The organism is Flavobacterium frigoritolerans (assembly GCF_025847275.1).
Classification (GTDB): Bacteria; Bacteroidota; Bacteroidia; order Flavobacteriales; family Flavobacteriaceae; genus Flavobacterium; species Flavobacterium frigoritolerans.
On the sequence record NZ_JAOZEV010000009.1, the window covers coordinates 1 to 19,679 of the forward strand.

The 19,679-nt window shown below is 31.5% G+C and carries 19 protein-coding genes; 5 read left to right on the forward strand and 14 right to left on the reverse strand.

Annotation, left to right across the window (positions count from 1 at the left end):
* Window positions 1–49: 49 nt before the first annotated feature.
* Window positions 50–2,323 carry a glycosyltransferase gene (locus OIU80_RS12160; RefSeq protein ID WP_264287274.1) on the reverse strand — a complete coding sequence of 758 codons (2,274 nt, stop codon included), beginning with the start codon at window positions 2,321–2,323 and terminating at the stop codon, window positions 50–52.
* A complete protein-coding gene (locus OIU80_RS12165) occupies window positions 2,304–3,362 on the reverse strand; it encodes a glycoside hydrolase family 130 protein (RefSeq protein WP_264287275.1) in 1,059 nt (352 codons plus the stop codon). Before OIU80_RS12165 ends, OIU80_RS12160 begins: the two co-directional genes overlap by 20 nt.
* A 302-nt stretch (window positions 3,363–3,664) precedes the next feature.
* On the opposite strand from OIU80_RS12165, the gene OIU80_RS12170 reads away from it, so the two are divergent.
* The 3 genes from OIU80_RS12170 to OIU80_RS12180 all read left to right on the forward strand — a co-directional run bounded on the left by OIU80_RS12170 (window position 3,665) and on the right by OIU80_RS12180 (window position 5,527).
* Window positions 3,665–3,826 carry a DUF1328 family protein gene (locus OIU80_RS12170; RefSeq protein ID WP_264287276.1) on the forward strand — a complete coding sequence of 54 codons (162 nt, stop codon included), beginning with the start codon at window positions 3,665–3,667 and terminating at the stop codon, window positions 3,824–3,826.
* 135 nt (window positions 3,827–3,961) lie between these two features.
* A complete protein-coding gene (locus OIU80_RS12175; protein WP_264287277.1) occupies window positions 3,962–4,300 on the forward strand; it encodes a hypothetical protein in 339 nt (112 codons plus the stop codon).
* 207 nt (window positions 4,301–4,507) lie between these two features.
* Window positions 4,508–5,527, forward strand: a complete 1,020-nt coding sequence (locus OIU80_RS12180; protein ID WP_264287278.1) for a helix-turn-helix domain-containing protein — start codon at window positions 4,508–4,510, stop codon at window positions 5,525–5,527.
* Between the two features lie 57 nt (window positions 5,528–5,584).
* Here OIU80_RS12180 and OIU80_RS12185 read toward each other — a convergent pair whose 3' ends face one another.
* The 10 genes from OIU80_RS12185 to OIU80_RS12230 form a co-directional block, all read right to left on the reverse strand.
* On the reverse strand, window positions 5,585–5,845 hold the full coding sequence (locus tag OIU80_RS12185; RefSeq protein ID WP_264287279.1) for a SemiSWEET family sugar transporter: 261 nt from the start codon (window positions 5,843–5,845) through the stop codon (window positions 5,585–5,587).
* Between the two features lie 24 nt (window positions 5,846–5,869).
* The gene (locus OIU80_RS12190; RefSeq protein ID WP_264287280.1) at window positions 5,870–7,069 is read right to left on the reverse strand and encodes an NAD(P)/FAD-dependent oxidoreductase; all 1,200 of its coding nucleotides are present in this window, start codon (window positions 7,067–7,069) and stop codon (window positions 5,870–5,872) included.
* Window positions 7,070–7,153: 84 nt separating this feature from the next.
* On the reverse strand, window positions 7,154–7,945 hold the full coding sequence (locus OIU80_RS12195) for an MlaD family protein (RefSeq protein WP_264287281.1): 792 nt from the start codon (window positions 7,943–7,945) through the stop codon (window positions 7,154–7,156).
* Between the two features lie 20 nt (window positions 7,946–7,965).
* Window positions 7,966–8,742, reverse strand: coding sequence for an ABC transporter ATP-binding protein (locus OIU80_RS12200; protein ID WP_264287282.1), 777 nt, complete (start codon window positions 8,740–8,742; stop codon window positions 7,966–7,968).
* A gap of 1 nt (window position 8,743) precedes the next feature.
* On the reverse strand, window positions 8,744–9,505 hold the full coding sequence (locus OIU80_RS12205) for an MlaE family ABC transporter permease (RefSeq protein WP_264287283.1): 762 nt from the start codon (window positions 9,503–9,505) through the stop codon (window positions 8,744–8,746).
* Between the two features lie 425 nt (window positions 9,506–9,930).
* Entirely contained in the window at window positions 9,931–10,455 is a 525-nt protein-coding gene (locus tag OIU80_RS12210) for a GNAT family N-acetyltransferase (protein WP_264287284.1), read from the reverse strand.
* Between the two features lie 359 nt (window positions 10,456–10,814).
* Complete coding sequence (locus tag OIU80_RS12215) at window positions 10,815–11,384, reverse strand: pentapeptide repeat-containing protein (protein WP_264287285.1); 570 nt, start codon at window positions 11,382–11,384, stop codon at window positions 10,815–10,817.
* Between the two features lie 73 nt (window positions 11,385–11,457).
* Entirely contained in the window at window positions 11,458–11,958 is a 501-nt protein-coding gene (locus OIU80_RS12220; RefSeq protein WP_264287286.1) for a DNA-deoxyinosine glycosylase, read from the reverse strand.
* Between the two features lie 3 nt (window positions 11,959–11,961).
* Complete coding sequence (locus OIU80_RS12225; protein WP_264287287.1) at window positions 11,962–12,819, reverse strand: EamA/RhaT family transporter; 858 nt, start codon at window positions 12,817–12,819, stop codon at window positions 11,962–11,964.
* A gap of 118 nt (window positions 12,820–12,937) precedes the next feature.
* The gene (locus OIU80_RS12230) at window positions 12,938–13,387 is read right to left on the reverse strand and encodes a GNAT family N-acetyltransferase (RefSeq protein WP_264287288.1); all 450 of its coding nucleotides are present in this window, start codon (window positions 13,385–13,387) and stop codon (window positions 12,938–12,940) included.
* Window positions 13,388–13,630: 243 nt separating this feature from the next.
* Between OIU80_RS12230 and OIU80_RS12235 the strand changes: the two genes are divergently transcribed.
* Window positions 13,631–14,257 (forward strand): hypothetical protein, encoded by a 627-nt coding sequence (locus tag OIU80_RS12235; protein WP_264287289.1) that lies wholly within the window; start codon window positions 13,631–13,633, stop codon window positions 14,255–14,257.
* 134 nt (window positions 14,258–14,391) lie between these two features.
* Window positions 14,392–14,775 carry a hypothetical protein gene (locus OIU80_RS12240; RefSeq protein ID WP_264287290.1) on the forward strand — a complete coding sequence of 128 codons (384 nt, stop codon included), beginning with the start codon at window positions 14,392–14,394 and terminating at the stop codon, window positions 14,773–14,775.
* A 529-nt stretch (window positions 14,776–15,304) separates the two neighbouring features.
* Here the strand turns inward: OIU80_RS12240 and OIU80_RS12245 are convergent.
* A complete protein-coding gene (locus tag OIU80_RS12245; protein WP_264287291.1) occupies window positions 15,305–16,393 on the reverse strand; it encodes an efflux RND transporter periplasmic adaptor subunit in 1,089 nt (362 codons plus the stop codon).
* A complete protein-coding gene (locus tag OIU80_RS12250) occupies window positions 16,383–19,667 on the reverse strand; it encodes an efflux RND transporter permease subunit (protein WP_264287292.1) in 3,285 nt (1,094 codons plus the stop codon). Before OIU80_RS12250 ends, OIU80_RS12245 begins: the two co-directional genes overlap by 11 nt.
* Window positions 19,668–19,679: the final 12 nt, after the last annotated feature.

Here is a 19,679-nt window from a genome sequence, read left to right on the forward strand (position 1 = left end):
GGCACGCAAAACTTTGTGAACTTAGCGTAAATCTTAGCACCCTTTGTGGTTAAATTAATTTATAGACTAAATGATCTTTACTGCTTTGTAATTTAATGACATTACTTTCTGAAATAATATTTTTTTCCATGAGTAAACGTGCTGTTAAATAACAAATAGTAGATTCAGCTCCCTGATTTAAATTTACATTTTCTTTTTCCAATCCATCATAACACCCACCTGTAATGGGATCATACATAATTTGATTTAAATGATTTTGACCTAGGAACCAATTAAATGCTACTTTCATTAATTTTTTATATAAAGGATCATTGAAAGTTTTATAAAAAAGATCCAGAGTTTGTATGGTATAAGATACATCTATTGGCTGTTCACCATATTTATACGGTATTGCTCCTTTATGATGCCATCCATTATTTGAAATTACTTTGAATTCCCCGTTTATAAACATCTTAGATAATAAAAAATCAAATGATTGTAGGGTGATATTTTTATAAATTAATTTATCAGTTGCTAAATATGCATAAAGCATAGATTCAGATAATATACTATTGGCATAAGTAAGATAGTTTTCGAACCAGTTCCAATTTTTAATTGCATGATCATTATAATTCTTAGATAGTCTTGTTGCCAGTTTATCAATTATTTCGTTGATGCGTGGACTAGGATCTACAGAATTAAATAAAAACAATCCTTTGATTATAAAACCTATAGATCTAGGGGAAGTAACAGTCTCTGTCCAATTTAAAGCTTTTATAATACATGCTGTTGCTTTATTTATAGCACTTGGAGGTATTAGTGTGGATTTTAGCGAAACGAGCATTCCTAGAGCCCAAATTGCTCTTGCATTTGAATCTTCTAGGTTTACAGTATCATTTTTCGGATCTATTGTATTGAATTCATCTACATAATTTATAAAATTCCCCCCTGGTTGCTGGCATCTTTCAATAAAATTTATATAAGTATTAATGTAATAAATATCATTGATGTCTTCTTTTAATTGATAGTGCAAACACATAGATATTAATGCTCTGGCATTATCATCAAGTGTATATCCAGAAGTAATATCAGGTTCAGAAATTTTGCTAAATTGTATCATTCCCAGTGGTGTTGTCATGTTTTTTTGATGATCCATTTTGATTGGTGGATACATAAATTTGACAGCTGTTAGTTCATCTGTAATTTTTTGATAGGTGATCATATGCTTTATTGCTACATTTTCCCAAGAAGTTTTTCTGGTTTTTTCAAATGCATTCAAAGCCATAGATTCACGCAATATTGGATCTGAGAGCAGTTTTATCGTCGCATTTGCAAATTGGTCAGCGTTTTTAATATCGACTAAAACACCAGTATCTGGAGATAAAACTTCTAGTGTATGAGGAATTTTTGTTGCAACAATAGGACAAGAACAACTCATTGCATACGAAAAAGTACCGCTTACTGCTTGATTTGGATCTTTAGATGTAAACAGATATACGTCTGTTGCTTTTAAATAATTTAAGAGCTCGTTTACTTCTAAATATTGATTTATAAAAAGAACATTCTTTTTTAAGTTCAAATCATTCACAAGAGATTCTAAATGATTTCGATATTCATCTATGTTATCTATAATATTGTTGGGATGTGTTTTTCCAATAATTAAATATAATACATTAGGAAATTGTTCAACAATTTTGGGAAGTGCTTTTAACCCTGTCTCAATATTTTTGCCTTCTCCTAATAAACCAAAAGTAGAAAGAACTATTCTGTCTTCTAAATTAAATTTTTGTTTAGCTTTTGATGTATTTTCATATTCTACAATGTGCGTACCATGATGAATACAAACAATATTTTCGTGATTTATTCCATAATCTTCAATGAGGATTTTTTTTGACTGATTTGTCATTACAAAAGTTGAGCTGGAATAGGAAATTAATAGCTTAACGAAGTTTTTTAATTTTTCGTTAGGTCTTGGAATCACACTGTGAAAAGTAAATGTGATGGGTTTGTTACTCGCATTTAAAAAATCAATCAGGTAATTACCATATTCACCTCCAAAGAGACCAAATTCATGTTGAATATGAATTAATTTTACAGCATTATCTTTATTTATTTGAAATGCTACTTTTTTATATTCATCCCTATTTTTTGTGTCAAGTATATAGGCAGATTTTTGGTTATTAGCGACTTTGTCTGTTAATTCACATATTTCGCATTCAATACTTTTACCATATACTTTATTTATAGCATTGATGCTGTCTTCTGTATAGGTGGCAATTCCACATTGTGTAGGTGGAAATGTAGAAAGGAATATTATTTTTGATTTAGGTTCTTTCGTTTTCATTTTTATTATTTTTTAGTTCAAGTAATAAATCATTTATGTTTATTGATGCCACAGCAATTTTATCATCGGCAGCGCCGTAGTATATATATAGTCTATCATTAAAAATTGCTGTACCAGTTGGGAAAACAACATAATTTACATAACCGTGTCTTTCGTAATATTCAGTAGGAGATATTAAAGGTTTTTTTAATCTTGCAATAACCTTAAGCGGATTATTTAGGTCTAATAAAGCGGCAGAAGCATGATATACGAGTCCTTTTTCTCTTTTCTCGACAGAATGATAAATAATAAGCCAACCCTCTTTTGTTTCGATAGGAGGGCTTCCTGATCCGATATGACTGGTTTCATGTTCATATTTAGGGCTCATTACAATATGTTGGCTTAAATTTGAAATATATTCTCGCCAGAATTCAACTGTTAATTCAGAAGGTTTATTAAAATATAATAGTTGTATGGAAGGGAATAGTCTGTGAAAGGCAGCAAATTTTCCGTTAATCTTTTTAGGAAAAAACACAACATTTTTATCCCATACATATATTTTATTCTCTGTGCTTTGAGCTAACGGATAATTTACGTTTAGATTAAATAGTAAGCTATCGAATATGCTTGAATTCTTTAAGCTATGTCGGAGTAAATCGGAGTATTCCTGGATTAAAAATTTGGGTGTAATAATCCCTTTTTTTTTAAATTTCTTTAAATCTTTGGAAACTGCATATGCTCCAAATACATTTGTACCATCATATGCTGCATATGACAAGTAGTAAAGGTCCTCAATCTTTGTTATACGCGGATCTTCTACACCATGAATTTCATATATATATTCGGGTGAAATTATTGGCTCAGTAGCTCTTTCAATTACTTTTAAAGGGCCTTCGAGTTTACAGTATCCTATTGAAGAAAAATTTCCTATTTGTGCTGCTCTATAAAACATATGAACTGTATTTCCATCTTGATAAATAGCAGGATTTAGTACTCCAAGATTTTCAAAATTCAAATCGGTAGGTTCTAATATTACACCATGCTTAGTAACTGACTCCATAATAGATTTTGTTTTTTATAAAATTAGAAATGAATATTCACATAGATTAACTCAATCGATTATTTGATTGACTCATCTATGATTATTCAAAAAAATATTAATTAATAAGTTGTCAATTAATAAGTTATTTATTTTGTGATTGACTTTTTTGAAATAATGGTTTTGGAAGTAGGGTTAAATTAAAAATTTAAATGAGTCAATAATTTTACCATTTGAGTTAAGTCTTATGCTTTATAAAGTTGAAATTTGTTACAACTAGAAGATTGTTTAGAATCTTATTTACTAACTAAAAAAAGAATCATATGTTACGTTGGACAGTCATTTTTATAGTTCTCGCAATTATTGCGGGAATTTTTGGTTTTGGTGGTATAGCTGCCGGAGCTGCTAGCATAGCCAAAGTGCTATTCTTTATCTTTATTGTATTATTTGTAATCTCATTAGTTACAGGGAGAAGGAAAGTATAAATTAAAAGAGATAAAGCAGAATTATTTTTTTTAACACTTTATAAATAATTATAAAGACAACTTAAATTGCAACCTGTTTTGTTTGTGTTTATTTTAGACAAAAAACAGAAAGGTATCTCTTTAAAAATATTAATTATGAAATTAGAATATGCAAAACACGAAATAGATTATATCGAAGAGTATCAAAAAAAGGGATATACATCTAATTATCTTTTTGAAAATGGTTGCTTGATTGATACGGAAACAAAATACTCTTATAAACCAGAGGAAATTTTTATAGTTGCACAGCACCGATACGAAGGTATGAGTAATCCTGATGATATGTCAATTTTGTATATAATCGAAACTGCCAATTTTGAAAAAGGAACATTTTTACTCGGATATGGACCAACAAGTGATTTAGAAGCTTCGGAGTTTTTTAAGGATATTCCTGAGAGTAATTGTTCGGATAAAGAAAGTATAAATAATCCATAATTAATTTTAATTTTTTTATTGATTTTAGAATTAACTAAAACTACTTGAAAAGCCTTGTTAGTATGACAAGGCTTTTTTTTTGTTTTTAATTGATTTACAGGTAATTATGAAACTTAATATCGGAATTCTATAACATAATCATTGAATTGATTGCTAGATTTGATTGTACTAATAAACTATTAAGAATTATTTTAAAATAAATTAAAAATGAAAAGTATATATCTAAAAGCAGGAAAAGCACAAGATGTTTTTAATGAATTAAAGAAGAATCTTAAAGGAATATTAACCTCAAACAATGAGGAGTATAATTTAGCGCTAGAATCAGATTTTGCAAAAGGTAATATCGAAGGAATGACATTTCAAGAAGGAATGACTTATATGCAATTTGAGATTGTTTTTTCTGATGATGTAATGCTGAGCATAGAATTGTTTAAAACATCGCCTATTTTCTTTGCTTATTGTTCTGAGGGATCTCTTAAGCATAGCTTTGGAGTAAATGGTGATAAAAATTGCCTTAAAAAATATAATTCAGGAGTTCTAAAAAGTACAAGCAGTATTAATAGTATTTTATACTTTGAAAAAAACATTCCAATTAAATTTTCTATCATAGGAATTGGTACTAGTGCAATTAGTAATGTGCAGAATGATAATTTAATACATAAACTAAAAAACACATTCTTAAAGAGGAAAGATGATTATGTGGATATTAGATTTAGAAACTTTAAAATAGACGAGAAAATTGAAGAACTTAATGCTATAACACAAACCGGAATTGTTCGGAATTTATTAAAAAAAGGAATTTTACAAATTATTCTGGCAATGGAAATAGAACAGCATACTGATAGTTTTGTTAAAATATCTGAAGCAATTACTTGCCTTACATTGAGACAAATTGAAGAAATTAAAAGAATTTCAAATTTCATTATGAATTTTCCTGCTGAGCAATTTACAATTAAGTTTTTGACTCAAAAAACGGGATTATCGCCATCCAAATTACAAGAAGGATTTAAGCTGGTACACAGTCGAACAGTTAATGATTTTATAACTTTTATGAGAATAGAGAAAGCAGAGAATCTAATTAGAACATCCGATTTAAATATTTCAGAAATAGTTTATGCTATTGGTTTTACAAGTAGAAGTTATTTCTCTAAAATATTTAAGCAAAAATACAATTGTAGTCCTAAGGATTATAAATATAATCAGAATTCGGTAGCTAAAACAGCCTAATATATTATTGTTTATTAATAAAAGAAACAGCTTTTCATGGGGCTGTTTTTTTTTGCTTTATTCTTTTTCGTATTTGCTGATGAAATAAATCATGACTATATTCAGGAATAATGAGATACTATTAGTTATCATTATCGGATAATCTTTTTTGAGAAAACCATAAACTACCCATAAAAAAATACCTAATGTGAGTGTGCTAAACATGGTTAAAGAAACATTTTTTACTTTTTTTGATTTCCAGACTTTTATAATTTGCGGAATAACGGCTATGGTTACACAGATTCCTGCTGCAAGGCCTATGATATTAGTTATTTCCATAATAATTGATTTAAGGATTTAAAATTATCTATTGAATTTATAAAATTTTAAATCTGGGTGAGGAGAGTTGTTTAATGATTCCATAATAGAATTCATTGCCATTACACTAAAAGTAATGCCGTTACCGCCAAAGCCTAAAACATAATGTTCTTTTTTTTGAGGATTAGGTTTACCAAAATAGGGCAGTGCATCCTGGGTTTCTCCAAAGGTGCCAGCCCAAGAATAATCAAGTTTAAAATTTATATTTGGAAAGCATTTTTTAAATTGTTTTAAAAGATAGATTTCTTTTCTTGGTAATAGTTTATCTCGTTTTTCGGGATTGTGAAATTCTTCATCTCCACCACCCATTATAATTCTATTATCGGCAGTTGCTCGAAAATATAAATAAGGTTCAGATGTATTCCAATAGATACAATTTTTAAACACTTCAGGGACTTTTGTAAAACTTTCAGAAGCCAATGCATAAGTACTTTTTAAATCTACTATCTTCTCAGTAAGCATTTGGGTACTTTCATAACCACTGCAATGAATACTATTTTCTGCTGTAATGGTAAACAAATCTTCAGTTATTGCAAGTATTTTTCCTTTTTGGTATTTAAATTCTATAATATTGGTACGGTCATATATTTGCATTCCTTTTTGTGTACAATATTTTAAAAGATCATAAGCCAGTTTATAAGGATCCATGACGGCTCCCGATTCAGATTCTATTGCAGCAAAAGCATTTATTCCCTGTTTTTTTAATTCTATTTCATCCAGCCATTTTACTTTAAAACCATTTTCTTTACGAGCTTTAAATTCTCTTTTTAAAAACGGAATATCTTTTTTTACAGAACAAAAGTAAACACTCTTTTTAAACTCAAATTGGCAATCACTTTTTATTGAATCTACTATTTTTTTGAGATCAAAGATTGCTTTTTCACAATTTTTATAACTCGATACAGCACAATCAAAACCTCTTTTCTCTATTAGTTCATGCAAAGAAATATCAATTTCGTATTGCAATAGTGCAGTACTTGCTGCAGTACTGCCATTACAGATATCACGTTTATCTACAAGAACCACTTTTTTTCCTTCGGTTATCAATTTATAGGCAATTAATGCTCCAGTGATGCCTCCGCCAATAATTAAAATAGGTGTAGAGATGTTAGCACTTAAAGAAGGATAACTTGTGTCCATGGCATTTTTAATAGGCCAAAAAGTTTCGGTTGAATGTAGTATCATGATTTTATCTTTTCGATACTAGTTTTAATTATAGTTTTAGAACTAGTAATTTTATTTGAAACCAAAGTAGAAATGTTTCCTATATTATTTTTTTGCGTTGTCTTTTTCCTTTGGAGCTTCTTCTTTTTTATCTTTTTCTTTCGTCTTGTCTTTTTCCTTTTCTAGTTTTTCATGCTCTTCTTTGGCTTTTTTATCAGCTTCTTCTTTTTCTTTTTCCTTTTTTTTGAAATATCCTCTAAAAAGGAAATTACTTTTAGCAGCTTCCATGTTTTGACTAAATCCTTGTGTACCGCTTTCTAAGTTGGTAATTGTTTTAGTAAGTGTGTTTGCAAGCTTAGGATCTGTCAATAATCTTGATAATGCACCATTTCCATTATTCATATTATGAGTAAAAACGGCAAGCTCTTCGGATATTATACCTGCATTATCCACACTTTTTTTTACGCTTTTCATAATGTCATCCATTTCTATGGCATCTATAGAAGCTATTTTTCCATCATTAGCGATAATCTTATTCGATTTATTACCAGGAGAAATAGTAAGGACTTTGTCGCCCATTAACCCTTCGGAACCAATACTGGCTCTGGCATCTGTTTTTATAAATTGTCTGACTTCATCTTTGATAATCAGTTTTACAACCACTGATGAGTCGTTTATTAATTGAATGTCTTCAACAGTACCTATATTAATTCCTGAGAAACGCACATTGTTACCCACCTGTAAACCACTTACGGTTTTAAAAGTTGATGTTATATGGAATGTTGAACCAAATAAATTTTGTTGTTTTCCAATAAAATAAATGGTTAGCATAAAAAGGATTAAACCTATTGTTACAAACATTCCTAGTTTCCATTTAAATCCAGATTCCTTATTCATAATTTCTTATTGTTAAATGTTTATATAAAAAATGATCTTACCCATTCATCTTCACTTTTTTCTAATTCTTCGTATTTTCCTTCGGCATGTATTACGCCGTCTTTTAATATCATAACCCGATCAGCCGTTAATTTGGCACAGGACATATCATGTGTAATGATTATAGATGTCGTCTTGCGTTTCTTTTTGATATCTAAGATTAATTCGCTTATTTCTTTTGATGTAATTGTGTCTAGACCAGTAGTAGGTTCGTCGTACAAAATAATTTCGGGCTTTAGAATTAATGTTCGGGCAAGGCCAATTCGTTTTCGCATACCACCAGATAATTCTGAGGGCATTTTATCGACAGCATCTGACAAACCCACACTATCAAGAACATCCATAACCTGTGTGTCAATTTCCTGAGCTGATAGTTCTGTTGAATGTCGTTTTAATGTGAACTCTAAATTTTCTCTTACCGTCATTGAATCATATAAAGCACCACTTTGAAAAAGAAACCCAATTTTGACTCTTATTTTATTAAGTTCACTTCTATTTAATCCAATTATTTCTTCTCCTAAAACGCTTATATTTCCTTTATCAGGAATTACCAATCCTACAATACATTTTATAGTAATTGATTTTCCTTCGCCGGATCTTCCTAAAATCACTAAGTCTTCGCCTTTATTTACGGTGAGATTTATTCCTTTTAAAACATCATTATCGCCAAAAGACTTATGCAAGTCTTTAATCTCGATTACAGGGCTTCGTTTAGCAGGACTAGCTGTTTTTACTATATTTTCTTGTTCGGTTTTCATACTAAAAAAATAAATCTGTGATTTGTACTGCGAGCATATCTAAAATAAAGATGGTCAGTGAGGCTGTAACTACGGCTGAATTTGCTGCTTTACCAACACTTTCGGTACCATTTGAGGCATTAAAACCTTTGTAACAGCCAATCATTCCGATGAAAAAACCAAAGAAAAAAGTTTTAATAGTAGCTGGAATGATATCTATAAAGTCTAATGATTCAAAAACTTGCGTAATGTATCGGTATGCGTTTACATCGCTATGAATTGTTATTCCAACGTAACCGCCTAGTATTCCGATTGCATCTGCAAAAACTACTAAAATCGGAACCATTAATGTTGTGGCTAAAATGCGTGTAACGACTAAATATTTAAAGGGATTTATGGCGGCAACTTCCATGGCATCTATTTGTTCGGTTACCTTCATCGAACCTAGTTCGGCTCCAATTCCTGATGAAATTTTTCCAGCACAAATCAATGCAGTAATTACTGGTGCAATTTCTCGAATCAATGATAAGGCGACCATACCGGGCAGCCAAGATTCTGCTCCAAAAGTGGCTAATGTAGGTCTTGTTTGTAATGTGAGTACTAATCCCATTATAAAGCCTGTAACAGCTACCAATGGCAACGATTTATAGCCCATGAGATAACATTGCCTAAAGAATTCTTTGGATTCGTAGGGAGGAATAAATACTTCCTTGAAAAACTTTTTAGTAAAAAGTGTTACATCACCTATATCTGTAAATGTATTTTTAAAGTATAAAGTTGGCATAATATATTTTTAATTTGTGAAAATCATTTTTATAATCTTATTGAGAATTAAAAACGGAAAATCTGGTGTTTATAATTAAAGTATATCCTTCTTGGAGATTTCTGTTTATTTGAAGAAGGACTACCTTTAAAAATCAAATTATTATAACTTGTGTTTTTTAATAATTGATTTGGTGTGAATTATGCTTAAAAGCATATTGTTAAAGGTCAGTATTTTATATGGGATTTGAATTATATAACTTTAAAAAATAGTTATATAATTAACATAATGCGAATATAATTGTATGCAAAAGTGGAATTAGGGTATACTAAATGCAAAATCTATTGACTTAGCCAAAAGTAAAAATGGAAAGAATTATAATTTATAGAACTAGATATTTATGCAATTTAAGCCATATTAGGTATTTAGGTAATGCATTTTTTTGTTTAGAGTAATAGTCTAAATCCAAAAACAGGAAGTTCTCCTTGCATGAAATCTAAATCTTCGGATCTTTTAAAACCTAATCTTTCATACATTTTCCATGCAGTTTGCATTGCCATAGTCGAATGGATAATCAACTGCTGATGTTTTTTTTCTTTTGCTTTTTCAATACAATCCTTTATTAAGAGCTTGCCAATGCCTTGCTCTCTGTTCATCGGGTTTACAGCTAGTAATCTAAAACCTGACGTATTTTGTTCTTTGGTTGCAATTCCTCCTGAACCATAATATTGCATATCGCTAAAATAAACGATGCCACCAATGATTTTACCATCAGAAGTAACTGCAACCAAAAGTTCTGTATTGGGATTGGTAGTTAAATCACCAATGTTAGCAAGCATTTTGTAATAATTGGGTTGCTCAGATTCTTTTGGAAAACCTTCTAATTGCGAATAAACAAGAACCATTAATTTTCCGATTTCCTCAAATTCATTTGCTTTAGCATTTCGGATTGTATATTCTTGGTTGTTCATGATTTAAAGTGGTTTGTAAGCATTAGATAGGTAAATATATTGAAATATTTAATTTTGGCTAGTTAAGTAGAATTAAAAATATCGAATTTTAAGTATTCTATTTTTTTAATTTTTTTGGACTCATTATAGAATCTCTGGCAAAGACCTATTAGGACGTTATATTTATAGAAAGTTCATTTATTTTTGAAGAACCCCAGCGGGGTGGTATCTGTCTTAGATCATAGAATATAAATATAGATTTCGCTCCGTTGGAGCTTGAATAAGAAAAACGTGATTATTTGCTATAAATAGGATGCTCCGATGGAGCTTTTAATGATAAAATTAAATGCAGATTGAAATTATTATGGTAAATAGATAATCTAACTTACAATAATATCATGTTTAAAAAGTAATCCTTTGACTTCTTTTAAAGCAAAAATTGCTTTTTTTAGTTTTACTCTCGAAGGATCTATGGTATAATTGTAACTGGTTTTAAAATCGGCTTTATTTGCAATTGCTCTATCAAATTCAGCGCGGTATAAGTCGCAATTATCAAATACTACATTTGTGATATCGCTAGCCATAAAATCGACTGCTACTAAGCTGCAATCGGTAAACGAAGTTCCTTTTATCTTTAGAGTATAAAACTTAGAAAAATCCAAAACACAATTATTAAAATTTACTTCGAATATAAGTTTATCACACATAGCAAAATTTACATCTTTAATCTCGCAGTCATTAAAAGTAGCGGTTCTAAAAGCGACATAGTTTATTTTGGCTTCGCTAAAAGTACAATTGTTAAATATACAATCAATAAAAGTAACGGCTAGGAAAGTACAGGCTGAGAAATTACAATTGCTAAAAGTGCAGCATTCAAAATCCTTGAAATTCAGATCATCTCTATTATAAGTGATGTCTTTGTATTCAATATCAAGGAAATAGTCTGTCATAATTGTTTTTAGAGAAAGAAGTAAATATTTAGGACAAATAAACGAAATTATTTTCGCTTAAATAGTGCTGATTTTAATTTGGATAATCCTGTTGCAAATCTAAAATGACTTCCCATTCATTTAGTTTTGTATCAAATGATTTACTGGCATTTGCAGGGCTTGTAGATGGAAGTGTAATTAGTTTATAATTATCACTAATTTGAATGTATTTCTTAAAAAAGGCAGCTGCTTTTTGTCCATTAAATAGAATGGTTTTAATATGGATGTGTTCTTTTAAGAAAGCTTCAAAATCGTTAGTGATTTCATTTTTAATGGCACTATCGAGACTTCCAATTCTATCACAGTATTTTAAAACATCCCATAAGGCAATGTTGTTTTTTAAAAGAATTTCTTTTTTAGCTTCGTAATCATTCGTTGGATCTTCTTTAAAAATAGTGAATACTAATTTCCAAAAGTTATTTTGTTTATGCCCATAATATTGTCCTAATTCTAAAGATTTTATTCCCGGCATGGTTCCAAGAATTAAAATAGTGGCATTGGGCGATGCAATAGGTTCAAAGGAATAACTTTCCATTTGTTATTTGCTGTTTTGAGAAATTACAATTAAAACAATTGCTATTAAGGCCAAGAAAAGACCAAGGTAATTCATCTTGGATTGTTTTTCTTTAAAGATTAAAATACCAATAAGACTTCCTATAATGATAACTCCCATGTTCATTCCTGCAAAAACTGTCGATGGATTATCGGCAAACTCTTTATGTGCTTTTAGATAAAAGAGAATATTACCAAAATTAAGAATACCTACCAATCCGCCAAAAAGGATATTATTTGCTGTTAGTTTTATTTTCTTAAAAAGAGTTTCATAAATAACAACTACAATCATTATAGTCATTGAGATTGCAAAAATGGCAAACAAAGAAGTAGTGTAGGGAAGGTCGGTGTAGGTTGCAATTTGCTTAAAAAGAATATCGATTACTCCAAAACCTAACAATACAACTGCAGGATAAATCCATTTATTGGTTGTTTTACCAGTGGGTTTATTCAAGATAAGTAATAAGGCAGGTAAGGCTATTAAAAGCGCTATAATTTTAAGGACATTAAAATCTTCTTTAAATAATAACCAAGCAGCTAGAATAGGAATAAATAACGAAAGGCGCTGTGCAGCATCAGTTTTTACAATTCCCATATGTTTTATAGAAAGTGCCAAGAATAGAAATATAGTAGGCAATAAAATTCCAATTACGATATAAAGATTCCAAGGAGCAGCAGCTGTAATTGCTGTAATATCTGGGCTGAATGACAGATAACAAAGTGACAAGGCAAAAATATAATTGTAAGCCACGATTTGAGTATTGCTGGTATTGTATTTTCGTGCTATTTTAAATAAAACACCAACACTCACACTGCATAAAATACTTAATATTAGAAATAACATATATTTTTCGGGTTTATTTTCGACGAAATAATTCGCTCCCAAATTTACTTCTATTTTAATTAAAAAAGCCTTCAAAAAGAGCTATTTTGAAGGCTTTGTATTTAGCTGAAAATCAGATTTATTTAATGAAATCCATTTCGACATGATCGATTCCTGCATCTACAAAATAATTGTCGGTTACTTTAAAACCATTTTTGATGTAAAATTGTTTAGCAACAACCTGAGCATGTAAGTATATCTTTTCTTCTAATTTTACATCATCCAAGATTTTAAGCAATAGTGCTTCGCCAATACCTTTTCCTCTGTAGTTTTTTAATACAGCGATGCGTTCTATTTTAGTTCCTTTTTCGGTTTTTCTATATCGGGCCGCACCAGCTGGTAAGTCATTGTAAGTAGCTAAATAATGAACCGATTCGTTATCATCCATAGATTCGCGTTCTACAGAAACATGTTGCTCCTCTACAAAAACTTGTCTGCGGATAAAGAAAGCAAGATCTATTTGATCTTTATCATTAATTAATTCTGTCTTGATTATATTGGTCAAAGTGTGATTTGAATTAGTCTCCATTTTATTGATTTTATGCTGTCAAAAAATAATTTATATGCAAATATACGTAGTTGACTACATATATTCAAAATCAAAAAGAAAATTTTAAGTTTTATTACTAATCAAAACCAATAATCTTTTGGTAAACGAATAAAAATAAAGAATAAGTAAGGATTTTATTTTTTGAATATTATAATTTTCTATTTTTGATTAGAACACTTTTGAATATGAATTACCAGAATTTGTCTGGAAAAAATAACATAAATGAAAAAGGAAATTTTAGATAGAATTCAACAATTAGGGGGAAACATAAGTAAAGTAAAAGGATTGTCTTCGCATAGCGATATTTTGTCAATTACTTTTGATACCGTTCTCTATCGAAGACCAATTGATACTCCATGGGAAAAAGCAGAGGATTCAGAACCAATTTATGGTATCGCTGAGTTCATTACTGAAAATCAAGAACTTTTTAAAAAAGACCCAAAAGCTTTTTATGATAAAATAATCGAAAAATATTATCGATTAACGATAGAAGGTTATGGGCAGATGTTTTGGGAAGGGCAGCCTTTTACGCCTTTTAAAGATGGAACAGAAGACTATGAGGAATGGAATGATGAGTTTATAGATGACGATATTGATCTAAGCGAAATAACTAAAGTAACGAATGATCCTGCTCCAGATTTTATTTACCTTTTTTCTAGTTATGGTTTTCCCGATAATTACTATATATGCTTAACAGATCCAAATCCTGAGAATCCCACATTATTTGGTACCGATCACGAAGTATTTTTTAGAGAAGTTTCTAATGAAGGAAATCTAGAAGATTTCTTAAATACTTTTATGACGAAAGAAGAACTTTTGGAAATAGTAAAAAAACGAATTGAAAGTTAAGATCTAAAGCAATTATTGCTGACGGAATGGGAGCACTTATGTTTGTATATAGTGGACCTCTTTCTATAATTGCAGGTTGTGTAACTTCGCTTTTTGTTAATGAAGCCTTATAATAAACTAGAAAAATAAAATTTATGGAATATAACAAAGTAATAAGATTTCTAGAAAAATATGATTACACATATACAGTAAAAGATAAAATTATTACAACAAACCTTAATCTTTCTCAAAATGTAATTATTGATTTATCTAATTCTCAAAAAGTAATCATTAGTGACGAACTAGTAAATTGGAATTTTTTAACTGGAGGAATTATAATGAGTTTAAAAAAAGCAATCATTTATAATTTTGTTGCTATGGTGTTTTTTGTTTTTTTTTGCCAATATCTAGAATTTTCAAATAAAGATTTTTCCAGTTTACTATTAGTATTTATTGGTTGGGTGTTAATTTTTACATCATATTATTCTATTAATTTAGCTAGTTTTAAACAAGGAATTATACATTGTACTTCGGAATAAATAATTTAATTATTATGGAAAGGCAGTACTTGACTTTTTTAAGTTAGGTATTGCCTTTTTGCATTAAATTTTATTACATATAAAGAGATAAGTCCAAATTATTCAGTTTTGCTAATTCATTGCAATCGGATTTAACTCATTTTCATAATGCTTAGAATTAATAGAGAAGTTTCTTTTTTAACTTTTTTAGTCGATATTTAGGAAAAGCTTCAACAGTTTTTTCAATTGCCTCCTGCTTTAGCTGGAGGTTTAGAATAGAATAATAAAAAAGGCTTTAGCCAAAATGTACATATTCGGCTAAAGCCTTGGTTCTTGCTATATAAAATCCCTCCAGCTAAAGCAGGAGGCTATTCAAACTTTTAGTATTAATCTTTGTGAATCTCTATGTAACTTTTAAACATAAAAAGGACGATACTAAATAAAGTATCGCCCTTTAAGGCAAAATTTAATTTGCATTCTAAAACCAGATTTTAAAATGCGGAATTTAAAAATTGCGTACAGTTCTTGTAAACTATAAAAAGAAGGCTAGTTATTCCTTAACAGCATCGCCTTCTTTAATTTCTTCGTTGGCAAGTTTTATCAGTTTGTCGTTGGTATTTAAGTTACCAAAGATTTCAATTTTATCATCGATTTCTCTACCTTTTTTTACGTTGATTCTTGTGGCTTTATGGTTTACAACTTTTATAACATACACACCTTCGGCAGAACTTACAACGGCAGTTTTAGGCGCTACAAATGTACTGTCTTTTGCATTTAGCGGAAGCAAAACTTCGGCTACCATTCCAGGTAATAAATTTCCGTTGGTATTGTTCACATCCATTTCAACACGTTCTGAGCGCAGTTTTAAATCTAATGCTCCCGACATACGTTGGATTTTGGCTTTAAAAGTATCAGGTGATGATTTTACATTAAAACTCATTTCGTCACCTTGTTTTAAATATCCTGTATATAGTTCTGGGATAGAAACTGCAAGACGTAATTTGGTTTGTTCCTGAATGGTTAATAATGGCAAATCAGATCCTTTACCAGATGGACCAACATAAGCGCCCAAATTGACATTTCTTGCTGTAACGATTCCGTTAAAAGGCGCGCGAATTTCCAGATATCCTCTCATAATCGCGACTTCTTTATGTGCTGCAACGGCGGCTTGGTATTGCGCATAATCAGAATTCTTTTTTCCGTTTGCCATTTCTAAGTCATTTTTAGAAATTGTTCCTTCAACTTTACTGGTTTCATAAAGGCGGTTGTAGGTGCTTTTGCTTGTATTATAAATAGCTTCCATCGATTTTAATCTCGACTCGGCTGCTGCAAGTTGCGAACTAATTTCGGGTGCTTCTAATACGATTAAAAGTTGTCCTTTGGTTACTTTCGAACCAATATCTACTTTAAGTAATTTTACAAAGCTGCTTACTTTAGCATATAAATCTACTTGTTGAAAACCAGATAATTCTGCTGGCATTCTTAGTTCGGTTGTAAACTTTTCTTTTTGCAAAAGAAAGGTTTCCGTTTTAGGTTCTACTTCAGCAATAGCTTCTTCTTTTTTGCTCGAGTTGCAGCTGCTTAATAAACTTACTGCTATGAATAATAGCATGGTCGATTGTATTATTTTATTTTGCATTTTTTGGATTTAATGAGGATATATAATGAATGCTTTCTTCGTCTTCGGGATCTAAAGAAACCGATTGTGTTGTTGCTTTTTCTTGCGCCCACGCAAAAATTAGTGGTAAAATTAATAGTACTGTAAAGGTCGAAAAGAATAATCCTCCGATAACAGCACGTCCTAATGGTGATACCTGATCGCCTCCTTCGCCATGACCAATTGCCATAGGTAACATTCCGGCAATCATCGCGACTGATGTCATGATGATAGGGCGGAGACGCAATGCAGCAGCCTCACGAGCCGACTCTAATGCGTTGCCATTGTGTTTGCGTAATTGTTCGGCATTGGTAACCAATAAAACTGCATTGGCGATAGAAACCCCAACCGACATAATGATTCCCATATACGATTGTAAGTTTAAGGTCGAACCTGTTATTGTTAGCATTAATAAAGCTCCTAGTACTACTGCGGGAACTGTTGTTAAGATGACCAACGATACTTTGAACGATTGGAAATTTGCCGCCAACATCAGGAAGATTACAAAAATAGCAACCAATAAACCTACTTGCAAACTGCTTAATGTTTCTACCAATACTTTACTCATACCTATTGGGGTAATGAACAATCCACGAGGTAACTCTCCTAATGAATTTATGGTTGCCTCTACATCTTTTACTGCCGTTCCTAAATCGGTTTGGCTAATGTTTGCAGTAACAGTAATGTAAGGCATCGCACCTAAGTTGTCATTTTCGCCACTAACAAAACCGGGTGTAATTTTGGCAACATCGCTTAAAACTGGACGAAGCGAATTTTTTAGTACTGGAATTTCTCCTATATCGGTTTTGCTTTTCATTTGATTCAACGGAACCTGAACCTGTACGTTATACGATAATCCAGCTCTTTCATCTACCCACATATTTTTTTCAGTATATCTGGATGAAGAGGTCGAAGCTACAAGTGATCTCGAAATATCATTCATATCTACGCCTAGTTCGGCAGCACGAGTTCTGTCAATATCGATATTCATTGCAGGATAATGAATCGGCTGTCCAATTTGCACATCTCTGAAATAAGATATCTTCTTTAGTTTTTCGACTATTTGGTTGGCGTAAAGCTCATTTCTTTTTTTGTCTTTTCCTGCAATTCGTACTTCAATAGGAGTAGGCGAACCTTGACTTAAAACTTTATCGGTTAGTTCGATAGGTTCAAAAGAAAGCTTTACATCAGGAAGAATCTTTTTGATTCTAGCCCTAAATTCGTCTTTAAAATCATCCATATCGGTATGATACTCTTTTAAACTCACCTGAAAAACTGCTTCATGCGAACCTGCCATGAATAAATAAATGGGGTTAATAGAGTACAATGCCGGGTGTTGTCCTACATATACTGAGGAAATCCCGATATGTTCCTTGCCAACCATTTTGTTTAATTCTTTTAGTACTAAAATCGCCTTTTCTTCGGTACGCTCTAAACGAGTTCCATCGGGAGCGCGCATTCTTAACTGAAACTGGCTTGAGTTTACTTTTGGGAAAACATCTTTTCCGATAAAGGTAATCAGTACAATTGCCAAGAAAGTAATTCCGAAAAGATAGGCGAGAGTAACTCCTTTTTTATGCGGAAACAGTCGATCTAATGTTTTCATAAATCGGATTCTGAATTTCTCAAAATGACTTATTTTTCCATCATTGTTAAAATCGTCTCTTTCGACCATTGCTTTTTTCTGAGTAATCAAATCTTTTTCTGACTCAGGTGTTAATCCGCAATCATTAAATTCGGCTTCGTCATCTGTAATTCCTGGTGCGTGTGCGTGTTTTGGGTGCGCTTTCATTAACCAGTTTGCCATAACAGGCACAAAAGTTTGTGATAGCAAAAACGAAATAACCATCGAGAATCCAATCGCTAATGCTAATGGTAAGAATAATGCTCCCGGAATTCCGACCATGGTAAATGCTGGTGCAAATACGGCAAGAATACAAAGCAGAATCAATAATTTAGGCAGTGCAATTTCCTGACAGGCATCCCAAATGGCGAGTGCCTTGGGTTTTCCCATATCGAGATGCTGGTGAATGTTTTCGATTGTAACCGTACTTTCATCTACCAGAATTCCAATGGCAAGAGCCAATCCGCTTAATGACATTAAGTTGATGGTTTGTCCGAATAATTTCAAGAATAAAACGCCCGCGATAATCGAAATAGGAATGGTTAGGATTACGATTAAAGCAGCACGTTTGTCGCCAAGGAATAGTAAAACCATTAATCCTGTTAATACAGCGCCAATGATTCCTTCGGTAATTAAACTCTTAACCGAATTGATTACATAAACCGATTGGTCAAACTCGTATGATAATTTTACATCTTCGGGTAAGGTACTTTGTATTTTAGGCAGTTCGGATTTTAATTTCTGAACCACATCCCAAGTCGAAGCATCTCCTGCTTTGGCAATACTAATATAAACCGAACGTTTTCCGTTTACCAAGGCATAACCTGCCGTAATATCGGCACCATCTTTTACGGTGGCAACATCACCTAATTTTAAGTTTTGAACACTTCCTTTAAACAACGGAATGTTCTCAAAATCTTTAACTTCTTTAATCGTATTATTGGTTGGCGTAATATAATTTTTATCGTCTATTCTCACATTTCCAGATGGAGCCGTTTGGTTGTTTATACGAATGGCTTCAACAATCTGATCGGGAGTCATACTATGCGAACGCAGCAAATCTGGATCTACATTAACCTCGATTGTTCTTGGGCTTCCGCCAAAGGGTGCAGGAGATAATAAACCTGGAATCGAAGTAAATGAGGCACGTACATACACATTGGCTAAATCCTGTAATTCATTGTTGGAGCGTGTTTTACTACTCAAAACCAATTGTCCGATTGGTAATGACGAAGCATCAAAACGAATGATAAATGGCGGTTGTGTTCCGGGAGGAAATGCCGCTTGAATTCTGTTTGAAAGCGAACTCAATTCGGCAGCAGCCTGCGCCATATTTGTGTTTTCGTAATAGGTTAATTTCATAATCATTAACCCCTGAATATTCTTAGTTTCTACCGATTTTACACCATTGGCAAAAGGCAAAATATTGACATAAGTCTTAGCAAAATAAGCTTCCATCTGATCGGGTGTGTAACCACCAAATGGATGTGCGATATAAATAACTGGCAAATTCATTTTCGGAAGTATATCTACCTTGATGTCCTTGATGGCACCAATTCCGAAGAAGAATAAACCTGCAACCATAACCAGTATGGAAATGGGTTTGCGAAGTGCAAAACGTATTAAATTCATTAGGATCTATAA

Bases quoted from the DNA above. Each gene is read 5' to 3' on its own strand.
- OIU80_RS12160 (WP_264287274.1), bottom strand. From the start codon at position 2,323: ATGAAAACGAAAGAACCTAAATCAAAAATAATATTCCTTTCTACATTT.
- OIU80_RS12165 (WP_264287275.1), bottom strand. From the start codon at position 3,362: ATGGAGTCAGTTACTAAGCATGGTGTAATATTAGAACCTACCGATTTG.
- OIU80_RS12170 (WP_264287276.1), top strand. From the start codon at position 3,665: ATGTTACGTTGGACAGTCATTTTTATAGTTCTCGCAATTATTGCGGGA.
- OIU80_RS12175 (WP_264287277.1), top strand. From the start codon at position 3,962: ATGAAATTAGAATATGCAAAACACGAAATAGATTATATCGAAGAGTAT.
- OIU80_RS12180 (WP_264287278.1), top strand. From the start codon at position 4,508: ATGAAAAGTATATATCTAAAAGCAGGAAAAGCACAAGATGTTTTTAAT.
- OIU80_RS12185 (WP_264287279.1), bottom strand. From the start codon at position 5,845: ATGGAAATAACTAATATCATAGGCCTTGCAGCAGGAATCTGTGTAACC.
- OIU80_RS12190 (WP_264287280.1), bottom strand. From the start codon at position 7,069: ATGATACTACATTCAACCGAAACTTTTTGGCCTATTAAAAATGCCATG.
- OIU80_RS12195 (WP_264287281.1), bottom strand. From the start codon at position 7,945: ATGAATAAGGAATCTGGATTTAAATGGAAACTAGGAATGTTTGTAACA.
- OIU80_RS12200 (WP_264287282.1), bottom strand. From the start codon at position 8,742: ATGAAAACCGAACAAGAAAATATAGTAAAAACAGCTAGTCCTGCTAAA.
- OIU80_RS12205 (WP_264287283.1), bottom strand. From the start codon at position 9,505: ATGCCAACTTTATACTTTAAAAATACATTTACAGATATAGGTGATGTA.
- OIU80_RS12210 (WP_264287284.1), bottom strand. From the start codon at position 10,455: ATGAACAACCAAGAATATACAATCCGAAATGCTAAAGCAAATGAATTT.
- OIU80_RS12215 (WP_264287285.1), bottom strand. From the start codon at position 11,384: ATGACAGACTATTTCCTTGATATTGAATACAAAGACATCACTTATAAT.
- OIU80_RS12220 (WP_264287286.1), bottom strand. From the start codon at position 11,958: ATGGAAAGTTATTCCTTTGAACCTATTGCATCGCCCAATGCCACTATT.
- OIU80_RS12225 (WP_264287287.1), bottom strand. From the start codon at position 12,819: ATGTTATTTCTAATATTAAGTATTTTATGCAGTGTGAGTGTTGGTGTT.
- OIU80_RS12230 (WP_264287288.1), bottom strand. From the start codon at position 13,387: ATGGAGACTAATTCAAATCACACTTTGACCAATATAATCAAGACAGAA.
- OIU80_RS12235 (WP_264287289.1), top strand. From the start codon at position 13,631: ATGAAAAAGGAAATTTTAGATAGAATTCAACAATTAGGGGGAAACATA.
- OIU80_RS12240 (WP_264287290.1), top strand. From the start codon at position 14,392: ATGGAATATAACAAAGTAATAAGATTTCTAGAAAAATATGATTACACA.
- OIU80_RS12245 (WP_264287291.1), bottom strand. From the start codon at position 16,393: ATGCAAAATAAAATAATACAATCGACCATGCTATTATTCATAGCAGTA.
- OIU80_RS12250 (WP_264287292.1), bottom strand. From the start codon at position 19,667: ATGAATTTAATACGTTTTGCACTTCGCAAACCCATTTCCATACTGGTT.